This is a genomic window from Caballeronia sp. S22 (genome assembly GCF_964261745.1).
In the GTDB taxonomy this organism is placed as follows: Bacteria; Pseudomonadota; Gammaproteobacteria; order Burkholderiales; family Burkholderiaceae; genus Caballeronia; species Caballeronia jiangsuensis.
Map to the genome: position 1 here is coordinate 1,503,751 of NZ_OZ180036.1, position 18,226 is coordinate 1,521,976.

The window sequence follows — 18,226 nt, forward strand, 5'->3', positions numbered from 1 at the left end:
CAGGACGATTGCCATGAGCCAGACGACATTCGATCTCGCGGTGCTGCGCAGCTTCGTCGCGGGGATGGATCTGGGCAGCTTTGCGAAGGCGGCGGATCGCGTCGGGCGCTCGACATCGGCGGTGAGCGCGCAGTTACGCAAGCTGGAGGAACAGGCGGGCGCGACGCTCTTTCGCAAATCCGGACGCGGGCTCGCGCTCACGGATGCGGGCGAGGTGATGCTCGGCTATGCGCGGCGCCTGGTCGAACTGAACGACGAAGCTGCCGTCGCGATTCGCGGCGTCGATCTGGAAGGCTGGATACGGCTCGGTTTGCAGGAGGATTTCGGCGAAGTCGTGCTTCCGGATGTGCTCGGCCGCTTCGCGCGGGCGCATCCGAAGGTGCGGATCGAAGCGCGCGTGGCACGCAATACCGAACTGCTGGAGCGCATCGATACCGGGCAACTCGATCTCGCGCTCGTCTGGGGCGCGCCGGGCGTCACCGACGATAGCAACGCCGCGATGATCGCCGAGCCGATCGCGGCGCCGTCGATGCGCTGGATCGCTTCATCGACGGTTCCGTGGCAGTTCGATCCCGATGAACCCTTGCCGCTCATCGCGTTCGATCGTCCGTGTCTCTTTCACAGCGCGGCGGCCGCGGCGCTGGATCGCGCGGGCATCAAATGGCGTGTGGCGTTCACGAGCCCGAGTTTGTCGGGATTATGGGCGGCAGCGGCGGCGGGTCTGGGCGTCACCGTGCGAACGAGCTACGGATTGCCGTCGACGGTGCGTGCGCTCGATGCCGGCGAAGGCGAATTACCCGCGTTGCCTTCGATTCCTCTCGCGCTGCATCGCGCATCGGGAAGCGCATCGCCGCCGGTCGAGCGGCTCGCATCGCTGGTGATGGCTTCAGTGCGGGCAGCGCACGTGCCTGCGGAAACGGCGCTCGCCTGAATACGCGCTCACGCGTCGCGGCGCTTGTCCCGCTCGATCACCGCATACGCGCTGTGATTGTGGATCGACTCGAAGTTCTCGGCCTCGAGCACATACGCGACGATGCGCTCGTCGGCGTTCAGGCGCGTCGCGACATCGCGCACGAGATCCTCGACGAACTTCGGGTTTTCATACGCGCGCTCGGTCACGAACTTCTCGTCGGGGCGCTTCAAGAGGCCCCACAGTTCGCACGACGCCTCTTCTTCCGCGATGCGAATCAGTTCCTCGACCGCGACTTCGCCCGCGAGTTGCGCCGCGATCGTCACGTGCGAGCGCTGATTGTGCGCGCCGTATTGCGAGATCTTCTTCGAGCACGGGCACAGGCTCGTCACGGGAACGAGCACTTTCATCGACAGATGTGTTTCGCCGTCGCGCTTCTCGGCGATGAACGTCGCTTCGTAGTCCAAGAGGCTTTGCACGCCGGAGACCGGCGCCGTCTTCATCACGAAGTACGGCAAGGTCACTTCGATGCGCCCCGAATGCGCTTCGAGCTTCGTCAGCATCGAGGCGAGCAGCGTGCGCAGCGCGGCCTGATCGAGCGGCTCGCGATTCTCTTCGAGCAGCGCGACGAAGCGCGACATGTGCGTGCCCTTCTGATCGGCGGGCAGATGCACATCGAGATTCCATACGCCGACGCTCGGCTGCACGCCGTTCGCCGTGCGCACCGACAACGGATGCCGCACGCCCTTCACGCCGACTCGCTGAATCGCGATCTGACGCGTGTCGGGCGTGCTCTGAACATCGGGCATCACGAAGGCGGGATTCATCTGATTCATTTGTTTTGTCCTTATGCGCCGCGCGTCGCTGAGGACGCGAGCGGATCGAAACGTTCAAGCGCACACGGCGCGGGACGATGCCCGCGCCGTGTGCCAAAGCGTTGATACGCGGCGCACCCCGAGCGCGCCGTTCGAACGATGCGTCGTCAGGCGACGCGCTTGGTCAGCTTGCCGGCGTGCGCGCTTTCGACGGCGTCGATGAAGCGCTCGCGAATCGACTTGACGATGCCAGCCGAGTCCAGGCCGACGCTCGACAGCAGCTTGGCCGGATCGCCGTGATCGATGAAAGCGTCGGGCAGCCCGAGCTGCAGCACAGGCTTCACGATCGAGCTGGCGAGCAGCGCTTCGACACACGCGGAACCCGCGCCGCCCATGATCGCGCCTTCTTCGATCGTCACGATGGCGTCGTGCGTCGCGGCGAGTTCGCGCAGCAAATCGGCGTCGACCGGCTTCACGAAACGCATGTTGGCGACCGTCAGATCCAGTTCCTCCGCGGCGGCAAGCGACGGCGCGACCATCGTGCCGAACGCGCAGATCGCGATGCGCTTGCCCGAACCGAGCTTCTGCGACGACTCGCGGCGAATCTCGCCACGGCCGACGGGAATCGCGGTCATTTGCTTGACCGTCGCGACACCCGTGCCCGCGCCGCGCGGATAGCGCACGGCAGTCGGGTTCGGTTGCTGCAGCGCGGTGTAAAGCATCTGCCGGCACTCGTTTTCGTCCGACGCGGCCATCACCGTCATGTTCGGGATGCAGCGCAGGAACGCGAGGTCGTAGTTGCCCGCGTGCGTCGCGCCGTCCGCGCCGACTAGGCCCGCGCGATCGATCGCGAACACCACCGGCAGGTTCTGTAGCGCGACGTCGTGGATCAGCTGGTCGTACCCGCGTTGCAGGAAGGTCGAATAAATGGCGACGACGGGCTTCATGCCGTCCGCGGCCATGCCGCCGGCGAACGTGACCGCGTGCTGCTCGGCGATGCCGACATCGAAATAACGCTCCGGGAAGCGCTTCTCGAACTCGACCATGCCGGAGCCTTCGCGCATTGCCGGCGTGATGCCGACCACACGCGAATCCTGCGCCGCGGCGTCGCACAGCCACTCGCCGAACACTTGCGTGTAGGTCTTCTTCGACGGCGCCGTCGACGGTTTGATGCCTTCCGCCGGATTGAACTTGCCCGGACCGTGGTAGAGCACCGGATCGGCTTCGGCGAGCTTGTAGCCCTGACCTTTCTTCGTGACGACGTGCAGGAATTGCGGGCCGCGCAGTTCCTTGATGTTCTGGAGCGTCGGGATCAGCGAATCGAGATCGTGACCGTCGATCGGCCCGATGTAGTTGAAGCCGAACTCTTCGAACAGCGTGGCCGGCACGATCATGCCCTTCGCGTGCTCTTCGAGCTTGCGGGCGAGATCGAGCACCGGCGGCGCATGGCGCAGCACGCGTTCGACGCCCGCGCGCGCGGCGGCGTAGAAACGCCCCGACATCAGACGCGCGAGATGGCGATTCAGCGCGCCGACCGGCGGCGAAATCGACATGTCGTTGTCGTTGAGGATGACGAGCAGCGGCACGTCGTCGGCGACGCCCGCGTTGTTCATCGCCTCGAAGGCCATGCCCGCGGTCATCGCGCCGTCGCCGATCACGGCGATCGAGTAGCGGTTGTCGCCCTGCAGCTTGTTGGCGATCGCCATGCCGAGCGCCGCCGAAATCGACGTGCTCGAATGCGCGGTGCCGAAGGTGTCGTATTCGGACTCCGCGCGGCGCGGGAAGCCGGAAATGCCGCCCAGCTGGCGCAGGCCCGGCATCTGATCGCGACGGCCGGTGAGGATCTTGTGCGGATACGTCTGATGACCGACATCCCAGACGATGCGGTCATTAGGCGTATCGAACACATAGTGCAACGCGATCGTCAGCTCGACCGTGCCCAGATTGGACGACAGATGGCCGCCCGTCTGTGACACGCTGTCGAGCACATAGGCTCGCAGCTCGTCGGCCAGCGGTTGCAGTTGGCGGCGATCGAGGGCGCGCAAATCGGCCGGATCGTCGATGGTTTTCAGCAAGTCGTACATCGTCGTCCCATTTTAGGAAAACTGGCGTGATTCGTTCGGCGCGATTATGTCTCTTCCCGCCGTGGGGTTCGTCACGCGTTCAACAATCAATTCACCCGGTTCACGACCAGGTCGGCAAGTTCTGCCAGGCGCTGGCCGCGTGCGCCGAACGGCTGGATCGCGGCGTGCGCGTCGCGGCCGAGCTGCGCGGCGAGTTCGCGCGACGCGTCGAGCCCGATGATCGACACATAAGTGGGCTTGTCGTGCTGCGCGTCCTTGCCGGCGGTCTTGCCGAGCGTGGCGGAATCGGCGGTGACATCCAGGATGTCGTCGACGACCTGGAATGCGAGGCCGATCGCGGCGGCGTAGTGGTCCAGCGATGCGAGCGCATCTGCACCCGGATGCGTGCCCGCGAGCGCGCCCATGCGCACCGACGCGCGCAACAGCGCACCCGTTTTCTTGCGATGCATCGTCTCGAGCTCGGGGCGCGACAGCTTGCGGCCGACGCTTTCGAGGTCGATCGCCTGACCGCCCGCCATGCCGAGCGAACCGCTCGCGAGTGCCAGCTCGCGCACGAGCGCGGCTTGCTGGCCATCGTCCAGACCATTGCCTTCGGTCGTCAACGCGACGAACGCCTGCGATTGCAGCGCGTCGCCGACGAGCAGTGCCGTCGCTTCGTCATATTGGATGTGTACCGTGGGCTTACCCCGGCGCAGTGCGTCGTCGTCCATGGCGGGCATGTCGTCATGCACCAGCGAATAGACGTGAATCATCTCGAGCGCCGCGCTCGCCGCTTCCACGGCCGGCGCGCTCGCGCCGGTCAGTTCGCCGGCAGCGTGGACGAGCAGCGGACGAACACGCTTGCCGCCGCCCAGCACTGCATAGCGCATGGCCTCATGCAGACGCGCCGGCGCGACGTCCGTGCCCGGCAGATAGTGTTCGAGCGCCGTCTCGACGCGATCGAGCGTCGCGCGCATCCATTGTTCGAAGTTCATAGGTCGTCGTCCCCGTTGTCGTTTGTCGCTCCGGCACCCTGGGTGGCGCGCTGTACCTCGGCGGGCAGCGGCTTAAGCGTCTCGCCATCGAGAACGCGTACCTGCTGCTCGACTTTTTCGAGCTGCTGTTGGCAAAAGCCCACAAGCGCCGCGCCGCGGCGATAGGCCGCGAGCGATTCCTCGAGACTCAGCGCGCCCTCTTCCATGCGCGCGACAAGCGATTCGAGTTCCTCCAGCGCCGACTCGTAATTCTCCGGAAGCTGCGCGGCGTCCGCGCCTTGCGCGTCGCCGGTTTGCTCGACTGTTTCCTGGACAGCGGTCTTCGCCATGAATCGTGGATGTGCAATTGAATTTTTGGAACCAAGTCGCACATTCTACGGCAAAAGACAATTTTTCGACCCGCATCCCGTCCGCGCGAAACGGCCAAGAGTGCTTTGCCGGATTGTCCGCCAATCGTCGCCGAGCGTGACATCCGCATTCGTCTGCGTGGCGATTGCGAGGAACTCTCGCGACAATTTATACCCAAATCAAGACCTTAAGTACCCCAAGGAGGGGGATTTCGGTATAATCGCGGGCTCCCTAAATCGAATCTTCGATGGTTGGGTTGTTCACTGCTTTCACGTTTTCATCGGGAGTGGGAATGTCCAATCTGAGCAATGCATTGCAGCTGAATGCCATTCACAGTCAGCTGCCAGTCACGGCTTACTTTGACGAAGCGCTTCTTACGCGCGAACTCGACACACTTTTCAGGCAAGGTCCACGCTACGTCGGGCACGAACTCATGGTTCCCGAAGCGGGAAACTATTTCGCGCTTCCGGGCGAGGGCGAAGGGCGCGTGCTCGTTCGTAATCAGCAGAACAATATCGAGTTGCTGTCGAACGTGTGCCGTCATCGCCAGGCGATCATGCTCAATGGCCGCGGCAGCGCGGAGAACATCGTCTGCCCGCTGCATCGCTGGACCTACGATCTCAACGGTCAGCTGCTCGGCGCGCCGCATTTCGCGGACAAGCCCTGCCTGAACCTCGGCAAGACTTCGCTGCAGAACTGGCAAGGCCTGCTCTTCGAATCGGAGGGCCGCAATGTCGCCGCGGATCTCGAGAGACTTGGCACGGCGCGTCATTTCGACTTTTCGGGGTTCATGTTCGATCACGTCGAAGTGCACGAGTGCAACTACAACTGGAAGACCTTCATCGAGGTCTATCTGGAGGACTATCACGTCGCGCCGTTCCATCCGGGCCTCGGCAGCTTCGTGTCGTGCGACAACCTCGAGTGGGAATTCGGCGACTGGTACAGCGTCCAGACCGTCGGCGTCCACAAGAATCTGGAGAAGCCGGGCAGCCCGACGTACCGCAAGTGGCACGACGAGGTCCTGCGCTTCCGCAACGGCACGCCGCCCGAATTCGGCGCGATCTGGATGGTGTATTACCCCGGTCTGATGATCGAGTGGTATCCGCACGTGCTGGTCGTATCGTGGCTCATTCCGCACGGCACGCAGAAGACGACGAACATCGTCGAGTTCTATTACCCCGAGGAAATCGCGCTCTTCGAGCGTGAGTTCATCGAGGCGGAACGCGCCGCATACATGGAAACCGCGCGCGAGGACGACGAGATCGCCGAGCGCATGGACGCCGGCCGTCGCGCGCTGATGTCGCGCGGCGAGAATCAGGTCGGCCCGTATCAGAGCCCTATGGAATCCGGCATGCAGCACTTCCACGAGTTCCTGCGGCATCAGCTCGGGACCATCTGAACGCGGTTCCGCGTTTGCGTCGGACGTCGGCAAAAGACGGGCTTTCGAGCCCGTTTTTTCTTTTAGACTATTGGCTCATCCCCGCATTACAAGCGCCGCTTGAGGAGCCGTCATGCCGCACACCCACTACACCACGCTCATCTCGGCGACGAATCTCGCCGAACGGCTCGCCGCCGCGCCCGGCAGCATCCTCGTCTTCGATTGCCGCTTCGATCTCGCTGCGCCGGAATCGGGCGAAGCGGCCTATGCGCAAGGGCATATTCCCGGCGCGCGCTATCTTCATCTGGATCGCGATTTGTCCGGCGTCAAGACCGGCACGAACGGGCGTCATCCGCTGCCAGAACGCACCGCGCTCGTCACGAAGCTGGCGAGCTTCGGCCTGAACGAAGGCCAGCAAGTGGTTGCGTACGACGCGCACGGCGGCATGTACGCCGCGCGTCTGTGGTGGCTGCTGCGCTGGCTCGGCCACGATTCCATCGCGCTGCTCGATGGCGGCCTGCAGGCGTGGGAAGCCGCGGGCAATCCGCTCGACAGCGCCGTGCCGCCGAAGACGCAAGGCACGTTCAAGGCCGGCGCGCCGCTCCAGGTGACCATCGACGCACAGGCGATCGAGCGCGGCATCGGCACGCGCGACCATCTGCTGATCGATGCCCGCGCCGCCGACCGTTATCGCGGCGAGAACGAGACCATCGATCCCGTCGGCGGGCATATCCCCGGCGCGCTCAATCATTTCTTCAAGAACAATCTGACGGCGGAAGGCCGCTTCAAGACCGCGCACGAACTGCGCGAGGCGTTCGGCTCGCTGGTTGGCACGACGCCGGCGGACCGCATCGTGCTGCAATGCGGATCGGGCGTGACGGCGTGCCATAACGTGCTCGCGATGGAAATCGCGGGCCTGCACGGCGCGGCGCTCTATCCGGGCTCGTGGAGCGAGTGGAGCGCCGATCCGGGCCGACCGGTCGCGACCGGCCCGAATCCCTGAACGCCGTTATTTGACGCCGTGCTCGCGGAACCACGCGAGCGCGCGCTTCCAGCCGTCTTCCGCGTCCGCCTTGCGATAACTCGGACGATAATCCGCGAAGAAGGCGTGCGGCGCGTCGTCGTAGACGACGAACTGCGAATTCTTCGCGGGCGGCGGGTCGTTCGCGAGCGCCTGCTTCATCTGCTCGATGGTGTCCTGCGGGATGCTCTGATCCTGCCGGCCATACAGCCCGAGCACCGGCACCTTGAGCTGGCTCGCGAGGTCGATGGGATTGCTCGGCGTGTTCTCGGTCTTGTTGCCGACGAGCCGCCCATACCACGCCACCGCCGCCTTCAGGTTGGGATTGTGCTCGGCATAGAGCCAGGCGATGCGCCCGCCCCAGCAGAATCCCGTGATGCCGATGCGCTTCGGATCGCCGCCGTGCTCGCCCGCCCATTTGACGGTCTGGTCGATGTCGGAGATCACCTGCGAATCGGGCACCTTCGACACCAGTTGCTCGTTCAGTTGCTGCATCGATTTGTACGCCGACGCATCGCCCTGACGCGTGTAGAGATCCGGCGCGATGGCCAGATAACCCTGCTTCGCGAAGCGCCGGCAGACATCGGCGATATGCTCGTGGACCCCGAAAATCTCGTGAATCACGATGATCACCGGCAGATGCGTCTTGCCCTTCGGCTGCGCGCGATACGCGGGCACGAGCGTGCCGTCCGCACCGCGAATGCCGATCGCGCCCGCCTCGAGCCCGTCGGAATCGGTATGAATGGTTTGCGCCGACACCGGCAGCACGGCGGCCGCGAAGCCGGTGCCGAAGGTCGCCTTGATGAACGTGCGCCGATTGAACGGCACGTGCGGAATGAGGCTGTCGACTTCAGGGTCTAGCATGAATAGCTCCCGCGGCGGGGCCGTCGCGTCACTTTCGCGATCGAGCGCGACGGCGTGGATCCTTGAAACCGCGCGACGTGCTCGAGGCTGCACGCGGCGCGGCGCTGCACGACGAAGAACGCGCGCCCTCGGTCGGGCGCGCCGCCCATTCTAAACAGCTTTGAACGAATGACGCAGGCGTTCTATTCCGTGTCAGTGCAGTTTCACGCGCGGCGCGGTGGAGCGGCGCAGCCAGTGCGCGACGGTATCGAGCACCATGCGCGCATAGCCGTGCAGCGCGGCGACGTGCAGCCGGTAGAGCGACATGTACATGAAGCGCGCGAAGAGCCCTTCGATCAGCATGTTGCCGCCGATCAGCCCGCCCATCAGATTGCCGACCGCGCTGTAATGCCCGAGCGACACCAGCGAGCCGAAATCGCGATACGTGTATTCGGGCAGCGGCTTGCCCTGCAACATCCGCTCGAACGACTTGAACAGAAAACTCGCCTGCTGATGCGCCGCCTGCGCGCGCGGCGGCACGTTGCGCTCGTTGCCGGGCCACGGACACGCGGCGCAATCGCCGAGCGCGAAGACGTTGTCGTCGGTTTCGGTTTGCAGCGTGCGGCGCACGATCAGCTGACCGAGGCGGTTCGTCGGCAGACCTTCGAGATTGCTGAGGATCGCGGGGGCCTTGATGCCCGCCGCCCAGACCGTGAGATCCGCGCGAATCATCTTGCCGCTCGCGGTGCGGATCGTGTCGCGCGAAACCTGTGCGACCGTTTCGCCAGTCATCAGCTTCACGCCGACCTTGGTGAGCAGTTCCGCCGTCGCGCTGGACACGCGTTCCTGCAGCGCGGGCAGAATGCGCGGCCCGGCTTCGATCAGCACGATGCCGATATCGTGTTTCGGATCGAGCTTGTGCAATCCGTATGCGGAAAGCACCTGCGCGGTATTGCGCAGTTCCGCCGACAATTCGACGCCCGTCGCCCCCGCGCCGACGATCGCCACCTGGATGCGCGGCACGGGATCGACACCGGGTTCGTCCTCGCCGTCCTCCACGCCCGCCGCGACCGGTTCCGGCGCGAAGTGCTCGGCGCGCATGCAGGCCGCGATCAGGCGCTTGCGGAAGAGCTCCGCCTGACCGACGGTATCGAGCGCGATCGAGTTCTGCTGCGCACCTTCGACGCCGAAGAAATGCGTCGTACTGCCGATAGCGATGACGAGCGTGTCGTATTCCAGTTCGCGCTCGGGCAGCAGCTCGCCGGCTTCTTCATCGCGCAACGCGCCGATCGTGATGCGCTTTGCCGCGCGATCCAGTCCGACGAGGTCGCCCTGCTGGAATTCGAAGCCATGCCACAGCGCCTGCGCCGCGTATTCGAGTTCCTGCGTGAAAGGGTCCATGCTGCCCGCTGCGACTTCATGCAGGAGCGGCTTCCAGATATGCGTCGGATTGCGGTCGACGAGCGTGACTTGCGCTTTGGGCGGGGTCTTGCTGTCCGTCGAGCCGAAACGGTCGCCGAGACGAGTCGCGAGTTCGAGGCCGCCAGCCCCTCCGCCGACGATGATGAAGCGATGCATGGATCTCTCCCTGTGCTTTTATATTGGATCGGCCTTCGTGCTGTTCTTCCTCGACTGACTTATTGTGCGTGAGCTTCGATGACAGTCACAAGCGTGTCACCAACATGTCGGGCATATGCGACATCCGCCGCATATGCCTTGCGCAAAGAATTTCAGTGCGCCTTCAGTGCGCCTCTTCCCAGTTGTTGCCGACACCCACTTCCGCGACGAGCGGCACCTTCAGCTTCGCGACGCCGCACATCAGTTCAGGTAAGCGCTTCCTGACCTCGGGAAGCGCTTCCTCGGTCACTTCGAGCACGAGTTCATCGTGCACCTGCATGATCATCTTCGCGCCGATGCCCGACGCTTCCAGCCAGTCCTGCACCGCGATCATGGACAGCTTGATGAGATCGGCGGCAGTGCCCTGCATAGGCGCGTTGATCGCGGCGCGCTCCGCCGCCTGACGGCGCGGCCCGCTGCCGCCGTTGATCTCGGGCAGCCACAGACGCCGGCCGAACACGGTCTCGACGAAGCCATTCGCCTTCGCGCTCACGCGCGTGTTATCCATATACGCCGCGACGCCCGGATAACGCGCAAAATAGCGGTCGATATAAAGCTTGGCCGCATCGCGCGTGATGCCGAGATTCGACGCGAGGCCGAACGAGCTCATGCCGTAGATCAAACCGAAGTTGATGACTTTCGCGATGCGACGCTGATCGTTATCGACTTCGAGCGGCGTGACGCTGAACACTTCCGACGCCGTCGCGCGATGCACGTCCTCGCCTTCCTTGAACGCGCGCATCAGCGATTCATCGCCGGAAATATGCGCCATGATGCGCAGTTCGATTTGCGAGTAATCCGCCGACACGATCTTCCGTCCCGGCGGCGCGATGAACGCTTCGCGAATGCGCCGCCCTTCGCCCGTGCGCACCGGGATGTTCTGCAGATTTGGCTCGTTCGACGACAGGCGCCCCGTCACCGCGACGGCCTGCGCATAGTTCGTGTGCACCCGTCCCGTCGACGCATTCACCATGCGCGGCAGCTTGTCCGTATACGTGGACTTGAGCTTCGACAGCCCGCGATGCTCGAGCAGCACCTTCGGCAACGGAAAGTCTTCCGCGAGCTTTTGCAGCACTTCTTCATCGGTAGAAGGCGCGCCGCTCGGCGTCTTCTTCACGACCGGCAGTTGCAGCTTCTCGAAGAAGATCTGGCCGATCTGCTTCGGCGAACCGAGATTGAATTCGCCGCCCGCGAGTTCGTAGGCTTGCGCCTGCAAGTCGATGAGACGCTTCGCGATCTCGTTGCTCTGCGTATCGAGCCGCGCGCGATCGATCAGTACACCGTTACGTTCCATCTTGCGCAGCACGCGCGAGGTCGGCAATTCGATGTCGCGATACACATGCAACAAGCCTTCCTCACGCGCCACTTGCGGATAGAGCGCCTGATGCAGACGCAGCGTGATATCGGCATCTTCGGCCGCATAGGCGGCGGCCTTGTCGAGCGGCACTTCGTCGAAACCGATCTGCGACGCGCCCTTGCCCGCGACGTCCTCGTACTTGATCGTCTTCACGCCGAGATGCCGCAACGCGAGGTTGTCCATGTCGTGCGGACGATGCGACTCCAGCACGTACGATTGCAGCAGCGTGTCGTGCTCGACACCGCGCATTTCGATGCCGTAGTTCGCGAGCACCTGCTCGTCGTACTTCAGGTGCTGACCGACTTTCTTCTTCGATGCGTCTTCGAGCCAGGGCTTGAGCTTCGCGAGCACTTCGTCGCGCGGCAGTTGCTCGGGCGCATCCGGCCCGCGATGCGCGACCGGAATGTAGGCCGCGTGGCCGGGCTCGGTCGACACCGACATGCCGACGATCTGCGCGGTCATCGGATCGAGCGACGTGGTCTCGCTGTCGAAGGACGTGAGCTCCGCTTCATTGATGCGCTTAAGCCATGCGTCGAACTGCTCCCACGTCTGCACCGTCTCGTAGTGATGCACGATTTCGGTGACTTCGGCGGGCGGCGTGTCGGTCGGACCTTCGACGGCATCGGCGATTTCGACTTCGCGCAGCCATGTCTTGAAGCCGTGACGCATGAACACGTCGCGCAACTCGTCGCGCGCTTCGGGACGCGCCAGAAGCGTGCCTTCGATCGACTCGATCTGCGAAGCGAGGTCGCATTCCGTGTGCACGGTGACGAGCTTTCGCGCCATCGGCAGGAAGTCCAGAGCCTTGCGCAGATTGTCTCCTACCGCACCCTTGATCTCGCCGGCATGTTCTACGATGCCATCAAGGGTTTCGTATTGCGTGAGCCATTTGAGCGCTGTCTTGGGACCGCACTTCTCGACGCCCGGCACGTTATCGACGGTATCGCCGATGAGCGACAGATAATCGACGATCCGCTCCGGCGGCACGCCGAACTTCGCGAGCACACCGGTACGGTCGAGCGTTTCGTTGGTCATCGTATTGATGAGGGTGACATGATCCGTCACGAGCTGAGCCAGATCCTTGTCGCCCGTCGACACGATCACCGTCATGCCGCGCTTCTCGGCCTGGACGGCGAGCGTACCGATGACGTCGTCGGCCTCGACGCCCTCGATCATCACGAGCGGCCAGCCAAGCGCGCGCACGGCGACGTGAATGGGCTCGATCTGTCTGGAGAGGTCTTCCGGCATCGAGGGCCGGTTGGCTTTGTATTCGGCGTACCAGTCGTCGCGGAAAGTCTTGCCTTTGGCATCAAATACGCACGCGCTATACTCTGCATTGATTTCGCGCCGCAAGCGCCGCAGCATGTTGATCATGCCATACAGAGCGCCGGTGGGCCCGCCGTCGGGGCCTCGCAAGTCCGGCATCGCATGGTAGGCCCGGTACAAGTAGCTAGAACCGTCGACCAATAGCAGGGTCTTACCTTCAAGACTTAGTTCTTCAGGCATTATGAACAAGAGAAAAGTGATTCCGAGTCTGCGATCACTCGCAGATCAAGAGCGCGCGACGGCCAAGAAGGCTCGCGCATCGTGGCAGATGTTCACGATTATGGCAGAGTTTATCGAGGCGACCGAGTACCTCTCGGAGATTCGCCCTGCCATCAGCATCTATGGTTCGGCGCGTCTGAAACCGGAGTCGCCGTACTATCAGCTCACGATCGAAATCGCGCAGAAATTCTCCGACGCGGGCTTCGCCGTCATATCCGGCGGCGGGCCGGGCATCATGGAAGCGGCCAATAAAGGGGCGCACGCGGGCAAGTCGCCTTCGGTCGGCCTCAATATCGAACTGCCGCACGAGCAATCGGGCAATCAGTGGCAGGACATTTCGCTGCGCTTCCGTCACTTCTTCACGCGCAAGGTGACGTTCGTGAAGAACTCGGATGCGGTCGTGGTGATGCCGGGCGGCTTCGGTACGCTGGATGAGCTCGCCGAAGTGCTGACGCTCATTCAGACGAAGAAGTCGCGTCATGTGCCGATCGTGCTCGTCGGCGCGGAGTTCTGGGCCGGACTGCTCGACTGGTTCAAGAACACGTTGCTGACCAACGGCGTGATCAGCCCGAAGGATCTCGATCTGATGCAGGTTATCGACGATCCGGATCAGGTGCTCGATGCTGTGCTGCGGTTCTATGAAGACCGCGAAGATTCGGTCGAACAGCCGGCGGAAGGTAAGTCGGATGAGGATCGGATGTTTTATCTATAAGGTGTCGATGCAGTGGCCGCTTTCGATGGATGTATTTCTGGTACTGCATGACGGGACGTTCGTCATGCAGTAGTTGTCCAAAATAGTTGCCATTGCTTGGTTTGCTGAACGCCCCACGCCTGCAGCAATAAACGCTTCGCGGGCGGCATCCTGCGCCGCCCGCCTGTCAGTTCAGTCGCGTCACTGAAACGCCACTTCCGCAAAACTCCGCAACTTGCGCGAATGCAGCTTCGACAACCCGTTCTCGCGCAGCAGTTCCATCGCCTTCACCCCGATCTGCAAATGCTGATCCACCTGCGCGCGATAGAACTGATCGGCCATGCCGGGCAGCTTCAGTTCGCCGTGCAGCGGTTTATCCGACACGCATAGCAACGTCCCATACGGCACGCGGAACCGGAACCCGTTCGCCGCGATCGTCGCGCTTTCCATGTCGAGCGCCACCGCGCGGCTCTGCGACAGCCGACGCACCGGCTCGCGATGATCGCGCAATTCCCAGTTACGGTTATCGACGCTCGCGACCGTGCCCGTGCGCATCACGCGCTTCAAGTCGACGCCTTCGAGTTTCGTCACTTGCGCGACCGCGCGCTCGAGCGCAACCTGCACTTCCGCGAGCGCCGGCACCGGCACCCACAACGGCAGATCGTCATCGAGCACGTGGTCTTCGCGCACATAGCCGTGAGCGAGCACGTAATCGCCCAGACGCTGTGTGTTGCGCAATCCCGCGCAGTGCCCGAGCATGATCCACGCATGCGGCCGCAACACCGCGATGTGATCCGTGATCGTCTTCGCGTTCGACGGCCCCACGCCGATATTCACCATCGTGATGCCGCTGCCGTCCGCACGCTTCAGGTGATACGCGGGCATCTGCGGCAGACGCGCGGACGCCGTTCCCTCCTCCGGCTGCTCGCCGAGATTCGCGTTATACGTGACGACATCGCCGGGTTCGACGAACGACGAATACTCGCTGCGATACGCGCGCGTTTCCTCGTCATCGGCGCGCGACATCATCGTGCGGCCGAGCTTCACGAATTCATCGATATAGAACTGGTAGTTCGTGTACAGCACGTAGTTCTGAAAGTGCGTGGGCGACGTCGCCGTGTAGTGTCTCAGCCGATGCAGCGAAAAATCGACGCGCGCCGCCGTGAACAGCGCAAGCGGATGCGGCTCGCCCGGTCCCGGCTCATACGTGCCGTTGACGATACGATCGTCGAGCAGCGCGAGATCGGGCGTATCGAAGATATTTCGCATCGCGAGCAGCCGGTCGCGATCGAGATCGCCTTCGAGATGAATGCCTTCGGCGAATGCAAAGTGAATCGGAATCGGATGCGCGGACACGCCCACTTCGAGGCCAACATGATGGTTCTTCGTGAGCAGTCGCAATTGCTCGCGATAGTAATCGCCGAAGAGATCGGGACGCGTGAGCGTCGTTTCATAGATGCCCGGGCCCGCCACGAAACCATACGAGCGCCGCGAATCGATCTGCGTGTTCAGTTCGGTACGCACGCGCACGAACGGATAGCACGCGCGCACACGATGCGTGAAGCGCTCGTTGCGGCGATAGCGCGCGAACGCATCGCGCAGAAATGCGGTATTCGCTTCATAGATCGACGAAAGGCGCGTGACGGCGGCAGCGGGATCGTCGAAGGATTCGGTCGGAAAATCGTTGGCGGGTGTGCCTTGTGTGCTTTGAGTCCGGTCGTTTGTCATGATCTTGTGTGTTCTTCAAATGCCCTCGTAGTGAATCGACATTAACACGGAAGAATGCGCGAACCATGAAGTCCCTCTTTGTGTGAGTGCGTGCGATCACACCTCGCAACACCTTTTTGGTTTCCGAAGTCAAAATTCGCGAAACCAGCGCAAAATAAGGCGTTGACCCAGCGCGAGTCACTGAGTCCGCAACCGTTTTGTTAGAATCCGGCCATCGCCTGGAGAACCATCATGAAGCCGCACCTTTGCGCCGCCGCCGCGGCAGTCCTCGCCGCAACAAGCTTCGGCGCATTCGCGCAGCCGGCACAGCAGGCCGGCAGCACGGCACCCCAACCGGCGACCCAGAAAATGTCGCCGGAAGAAGCCGCTGGCCTTCCGGATCTGAAAGCCATCAATCGCCCCCCCGCGAATGTCAGCTCGAAAGTCGAGATTTCTCCGCCGCGCACGCCGAGCTATCACGAACTGAGCACCAACGGCACCGAAATCACCGAATTCCGCGACAAAGGCAAACCCGTCGAAATCGATGTGCATTCGAATTTCGGCACGCGCTATCAGATGAGCGCACCGGCCGATACATCGCCGCAAGTGCGCGACAACGGCAAGGCGAGCACGCGCCTGCCATCGATCAACCTGCATTACTGATCCCGTATCGCTCTCGGACCCGCTCTTTCCGGGCGGGTCGCGGCACTGTGGCTCCTTGCCCGGCGCCTCCGTTCACAGGCCTCTTCCCGGCCGTCCAACCTGACCGACGCTTTCCCGCATGGCCGTCTTCACTCCCGTCACCAACGCCGATCTCGGCGACTGGCTGCAAGACTACGATCTCGGCGATGTCGTCGAATTTCGCGGCATCCAGTCGGGCATCGAGAACAGCAACTTTTTTCTCACGACGACGCACGGCGAGTACGTGCTCACGATCTTCGAGAACCTCACGGCGACGCAACTGCCGTTCTATCTCGATCTGATGCGGCATCTGGCGTCGCATCGCGTGCCCGTTCCCGATCCGATGCCGCGCCGCGACGGCTCGCTCTTCGGCATGCTCCACGGCAAGCCCGCGAGCATCGTGACGAAGCTCGAAGGCGCGCCCGAACTTGCGCCAACGCCTGCGCATTGCATCGAAGTCGGGCAGATGCTCGCGCGCATGCATCTCGCGGGCCGCGATTTTCCGCAGCATCAGCCGAATTTGCGCAGTCTTTCGTGGTGGCAGGAGAAGGCGCCGGCGATCGTCGATTTCCTGAGCCGCGAACAGCGTGACCTGTTCGAAAGCGAACTCGCGCATCAGGCGGCGTTCTTCGGCTCGGCGGATTACGCATCGCTGCCCGATGGCCCGTGTCACTGCGATCTGTTCCGCGACAACGTGCTGTTCGCTCACGGCCGCGAGCACGCGCGGCTCGGCGGCTTCTTCGATTTCTACTTCGCGGGCGTCGACAAATGGCTCTTCGACGTCGCCGTGACCGTCAACGATTGGTGCATCGACCTCGCCACGGGCGCGCTCGATTCGGCGCGCGTCGACGCGATGCTGCGCGCGTATCAGACCGTGCGCCCATTCACGCCCGCGGAGGAGCGTCACTGGAACGACATGCTGCGCGCCGGCGCGATGCGCTTCTGGGTTTCGCGCCTTTTCGACTTTCATCGCCCGCGCGAAGCACAGATGCTGAACGCGCACGATCCCGGCCACTTCGAACGCATTCTGCGCGAACGCGTCAAAGCCGCTTCTCCCGTAAATCGATAACCTAGCCACATGCGACTGATCGAAGTTCCCGCCAAGACCGGCTACGTGTGGTTCCGTCAGGGCATCTGGCTGTTCCGCCGCAACCCGTTTGCGTTTCTCACGGTGTTCTTCGCCTACTTGTTCGTGATGACGCTGATCTCGCGCGTGCCGCTCCTCGGCCCGCTCCTGCCGTTGCTCTTCATTCCGGGCATCGCGGTCGGCTTCATGGCGGCGTGCCGCAACACGATCGCGGGCAAGCCCGTCTGGCCGACCATACTCGTCGACGGTTTCCGTTCGTACGGCAGCGTCGTCGCGCGGCGGCTGCTCGCGCTGGGCGCGCTGTATATCGTCGCGATGGCGGTGATCTTCACGGCATCGGCGCTCGTCGATGGCGGCACACTGCTCAGCATCATGATGGGCGATGGCCCGAGCGGCGATCCGGAAACCGTCGCGGCGAGCTTCAGCCCGCTCGCAGTGCTCGTCGCGATGGGCTGCTATGTCCCAGTTGCGATGCTGTTCTGGTTCGCGCCGATCTTGGTCGCATGGCACGACGTGCCGCCCGCGAAGGCGCTGTTCTTCAGCCTCGTGTCGTGCTGGCGCAACCGCGGCGCGTTTATTTACTACGGCGTGCTGTGGGTCGCTATCGCGCTCGCGGTGTCGTTCGGCCTGACGGCGCTGATGCAGGCGCTCGGCGCGGGTCAGGAAATGGCGCTGGCGGTGCTCATGCCTGCGTCCATCATCGTCACGACCGCGCTGTATTGCTCGTTCTACGCGACTTATCGCGGCTGTTTCGGCGTGCAGTCGTCGGACTCGCCGGACATTCCGGACGCGACCGGCACGCCCAACGCCTGACTTGATGTCGCATATGGGCGTCGCAAACGAAAATGCCGGCTCGAAAGCCGGCATTTTGCATTTACATTCCGCAGTGACGCCGAAACCGACCGGCGCACCTCAAACCGAAAAACTTAGTTCGACATCCACGACGGGTGACGAGCGATCGCACGCCGATCCAGCTTTTTCATACGATATTCGAGATCGTAGATGTCCGTGGCTTCGGCCAGATAGGCGTCGTCGCGCGCACGATCGCGCTCGTCAGCGGATTTGGTAAGGAACAGGAAAATGCGGCTAATCAGGAACATGGTGGACCTCGCTTGAATACTGGGGTTACTACCTATGAAATCGATTATAGGGTAATCCCTGATCAAAC

At 63.0% G+C, this 18,226-nt stretch carries 16 protein-coding genes; 7 read left to right on the forward strand and 9 right to left on the reverse strand.

Annotated features, from left to right (window positions below; genetic code table 11):
• Nucleotides 1-13 precede the first annotated feature (13 nt).
• A complete protein-coding gene (locus ACEN42_RS22340) occupies nt 14-931 on the forward strand; it encodes a LysR substrate-binding domain-containing protein (protein WP_371881528.1) in 918 nt (305 codons plus the stop codon).
• Nucleotides 932-939: 8 nt separating this feature from the next.
• On the opposite strand, the gene folE2 is transcribed toward ACEN42_RS22340, so the two are convergent.
• The 4 genes from folE2 to ACEN42_RS22360 form a co-directional block, all read right to left on the reverse strand.
• A complete protein-coding gene (gene folE2 / locus ACEN42_RS22345) occupies nt 940-1,746 on the reverse strand; it encodes a GTP cyclohydrolase FolE2 (protein ID WP_238214743.1) in 807 nt (268 codons plus the stop codon).
• A 146-nt stretch (nt 1,747-1,892) separates the two neighbouring features.
• Nucleotides 1,893-3,809, reverse strand: coding sequence for a 1-deoxy-D-xylulose-5-phosphate synthase (gene dxs / locus ACEN42_RS22350; RefSeq protein WP_238214747.1), 1,917 nt, complete (start codon nt 3,807-3,809; stop codon nt 1,893-1,895).
• A gap of 86 nt (nt 3,810-3,895) precedes the next feature.
• Complete coding sequence (locus ACEN42_RS22355) at nt 3,896-4,783, reverse strand: polyprenyl synthetase family protein (protein ID WP_371881529.1); 888 nt, start codon at nt 4,781-4,783, stop codon at nt 3,896-3,898.
• Nucleotides 4,780-5,112 (reverse strand): exodeoxyribonuclease VII small subunit, encoded by a 333-nt coding sequence (locus ACEN42_RS22360; RefSeq protein ID WP_035502408.1) that lies wholly within the window; start codon nt 5,110-5,112, stop codon nt 4,780-4,782. The genes ACEN42_RS22355 and ACEN42_RS22360 overlap by 4 nt, the downstream gene beginning before the upstream one ends.
• A 311-nt stretch (nt 5,113-5,423) precedes the next feature.
• Here ACEN42_RS22360 and ACEN42_RS22365 point away from each other — a divergent pair, with 311 nt between their 5' ends.
• Both ACEN42_RS22365 and ACEN42_RS22370 read left to right on the forward strand, forming a co-directional pair.
• Nucleotides 5,424-6,530, forward strand: coding sequence for an aromatic ring-hydroxylating dioxygenase subunit alpha (locus ACEN42_RS22365; RefSeq protein ID WP_371881530.1), 1,107 nt, complete (start codon nt 5,424-5,426; stop codon nt 6,528-6,530).
• A 112-nt stretch (nt 6,531-6,642) separates the two neighbouring features.
• Complete coding sequence (locus ACEN42_RS22370) at nt 6,643-7,512, forward strand: sulfurtransferase (RefSeq protein ID WP_371881531.1); 870 nt, start codon at nt 6,643-6,645, stop codon at nt 7,510-7,512.
• Nucleotides 7,513-7,518: 6 nt separating this feature from the next.
• Here the strand turns inward: ACEN42_RS22370 and ACEN42_RS22375 are convergent, their stop codons facing one another.
• The 3 genes from ACEN42_RS22375 to polA all read right to left on the reverse strand — a co-directional run bounded on the left by ACEN42_RS22375 (nt 7,519) and on the right by polA (nt 12,853).
• Entirely contained in the window at nt 7,519-8,394 is an 876-nt protein-coding gene (locus tag ACEN42_RS22375) for a dienelactone hydrolase family protein (protein WP_035502403.1), read from the reverse strand.
• Nucleotides 8,395-8,586: 192 nt separating this feature from the next.
• A complete protein-coding gene (locus ACEN42_RS22380; RefSeq protein ID WP_238295431.1) occupies nt 8,587-9,951 on the reverse strand; it encodes an NAD(P)/FAD-dependent oxidoreductase in 1,365 nt (454 codons plus the stop codon).
• Nucleotides 9,952-10,114: 163 nt separating this feature from the next.
• Entirely contained in the window at nt 10,115-12,853 is a 2,739-nt protein-coding gene (gene polA, locus ACEN42_RS22385; protein WP_371882277.1) for a DNA polymerase I, read from the reverse strand.
• Between the two features lies 1 nt (nt 12,854).
• Here polA and ACEN42_RS22390 point away from each other — a divergent pair, with 1 nt between their 5' ends.
• A complete protein-coding gene (locus ACEN42_RS22390; protein ID WP_035502399.1) occupies nt 12,855-13,604 on the forward strand; it encodes a TIGR00730 family Rossman fold protein in 750 nt (249 codons plus the stop codon).
• A gap of 180 nt (nt 13,605-13,784) precedes the next feature.
• Here ACEN42_RS22390 and ACEN42_RS22395 read toward each other — a convergent pair whose 3' ends face one another.
• A complete protein-coding gene (locus ACEN42_RS22395) occupies nt 13,785-15,311 on the reverse strand; it encodes an AMP nucleosidase (protein WP_187605562.1) in 1,527 nt (508 codons plus the stop codon).
• Between the two features lie 231 nt (nt 15,312-15,542).
• On the opposite strand from ACEN42_RS22395, the gene ACEN42_RS22400 reads away from it, so the two are divergent.
• The 3 genes from ACEN42_RS22400 to ACEN42_RS22410 all read left to right on the forward strand — a co-directional run bounded on the left by ACEN42_RS22400 (nt 15,543) and on the right by ACEN42_RS22410 (nt 17,871).
• The gene (locus tag ACEN42_RS22400; protein WP_187605561.1) at nt 15,543-15,953 is read left to right on the forward strand and encodes a hypothetical protein; all 411 of its coding nucleotides are present in this window, start codon (nt 15,543-15,545) and stop codon (nt 15,951-15,953) included.
• Between the two features lie 118 nt (nt 15,954-16,071).
• Nucleotides 16,072-17,040 carry a homoserine kinase gene (locus ACEN42_RS22405; RefSeq protein ID WP_238214760.1) on the forward strand — a complete coding sequence of 323 codons (969 nt, stop codon included), beginning with the start codon at nt 16,072-16,074 and terminating at the stop codon, nt 17,038-17,040.
• A 9-nt stretch (nt 17,041-17,049) separates the two neighbouring features.
• Nucleotides 17,050-17,871, forward strand: coding sequence for a BPSS1780 family membrane protein (locus tag ACEN42_RS22410; protein WP_371881532.1), 822 nt, complete (start codon nt 17,050-17,052; stop codon nt 17,869-17,871).
• 113 nt (nt 17,872-17,984) lie between these two features.
• On the opposite strand, the gene ACEN42_RS22415 is transcribed toward ACEN42_RS22410, so the two are convergent.
• Complete coding sequence (locus ACEN42_RS22415; RefSeq protein ID WP_187605558.1) at nt 17,985-18,158, reverse strand: DUF3563 family protein; 174 nt, start codon at nt 18,156-18,158, stop codon at nt 17,985-17,987.
• Nucleotides 18,159-18,226 lie beyond the last annotated feature (68 nt).

What these genes read in the sequence shown, in the direction of transcription:
- ACEN42_RS22340 (WP_371881528.1), top strand. Translation starts at nt 14, where the DNA reads ATGAGCCAGACGACATTCGATCTCGCGGTGCTGCGCAGCTTCGTCGCG.
- folE2 (WP_238214743.1), bottom strand. Translation starts at nt 1,746, where the DNA reads ATGAATCAGATGAATCCCGCCTTCGTGATGCCCGATGTTCAGAGCACG.
- dxs (WP_238214747.1), bottom strand. Translation starts at nt 3,809, where the DNA reads ATGTACGACTTGCTGAAAACCATCGACGATCCGGCCGATTTGCGCGCC.
- ACEN42_RS22355 (WP_371881529.1), bottom strand. Translation starts at nt 4,783, where the DNA reads ATGAACTTCGAACAATGGATGCGCGCGACGCTCGATCGCGTCGAGACG.
- ACEN42_RS22360 (WP_035502408.1), bottom strand. Translation starts at nt 5,112, where the DNA reads ATGGCGAAGACCGCTGTCCAGGAAACAGTCGAGCAAACCGGCGACGCG.
- ACEN42_RS22365 (WP_371881530.1), top strand. Translation starts at nt 5,424, where the DNA reads ATGTCCAATCTGAGCAATGCATTGCAGCTGAATGCCATTCACAGTCAG.
- ACEN42_RS22370 (WP_371881531.1), top strand. Translation starts at nt 6,643, where the DNA reads ATGCCGCACACCCACTACACCACGCTCATCTCGGCGACGAATCTCGCC.
- ACEN42_RS22375 (WP_035502403.1), bottom strand. Translation starts at nt 8,394, where the DNA reads ATGCTAGACCCTGAAGTCGACAGCCTCATTCCGCACGTGCCGTTCAAT.
- ACEN42_RS22380 (WP_238295431.1), bottom strand. Translation starts at nt 9,951, where the DNA reads ATGCATCGCTTCATCATCGTCGGCGGAGGGGCTGGCGGCCTCGAACTC.
- polA (WP_371882277.1), bottom strand. Translation starts at nt 12,853, where the DNA reads ATGCCTGAAGAACTAAGTCTTGAAGGTAAGACCCTGCTATTGGTCGAC.
- ACEN42_RS22390 (WP_035502399.1), top strand. Translation starts at nt 12,855, where the DNA reads ATGAACAAGAGAAAAGTGATTCCGAGTCTGCGATCACTCGCAGATCAA.
- ACEN42_RS22395 (WP_187605562.1), bottom strand. Translation starts at nt 15,311, where the DNA reads ATGACAAACGACCGGACTCAAAGCACACAAGGCACACCCGCCAACGAT.
- ACEN42_RS22400 (WP_187605561.1), top strand. Translation starts at nt 15,543, where the DNA reads ATGAAGCCGCACCTTTGCGCCGCCGCCGCGGCAGTCCTCGCCGCAACA.
- ACEN42_RS22405 (WP_238214760.1), top strand. Translation starts at nt 16,072, where the DNA reads ATGGCCGTCTTCACTCCCGTCACCAACGCCGATCTCGGCGACTGGCTG.
- ACEN42_RS22410 (WP_371881532.1), top strand. Translation starts at nt 17,050, where the DNA reads ATGCGACTGATCGAAGTTCCCGCCAAGACCGGCTACGTGTGGTTCCGT.
- ACEN42_RS22415 (WP_187605558.1), bottom strand. Translation starts at nt 18,158, where the DNA reads ATGTTCCTGATTAGCCGCATTTTCCTGTTCCTTACCAAATCCGCTGAC.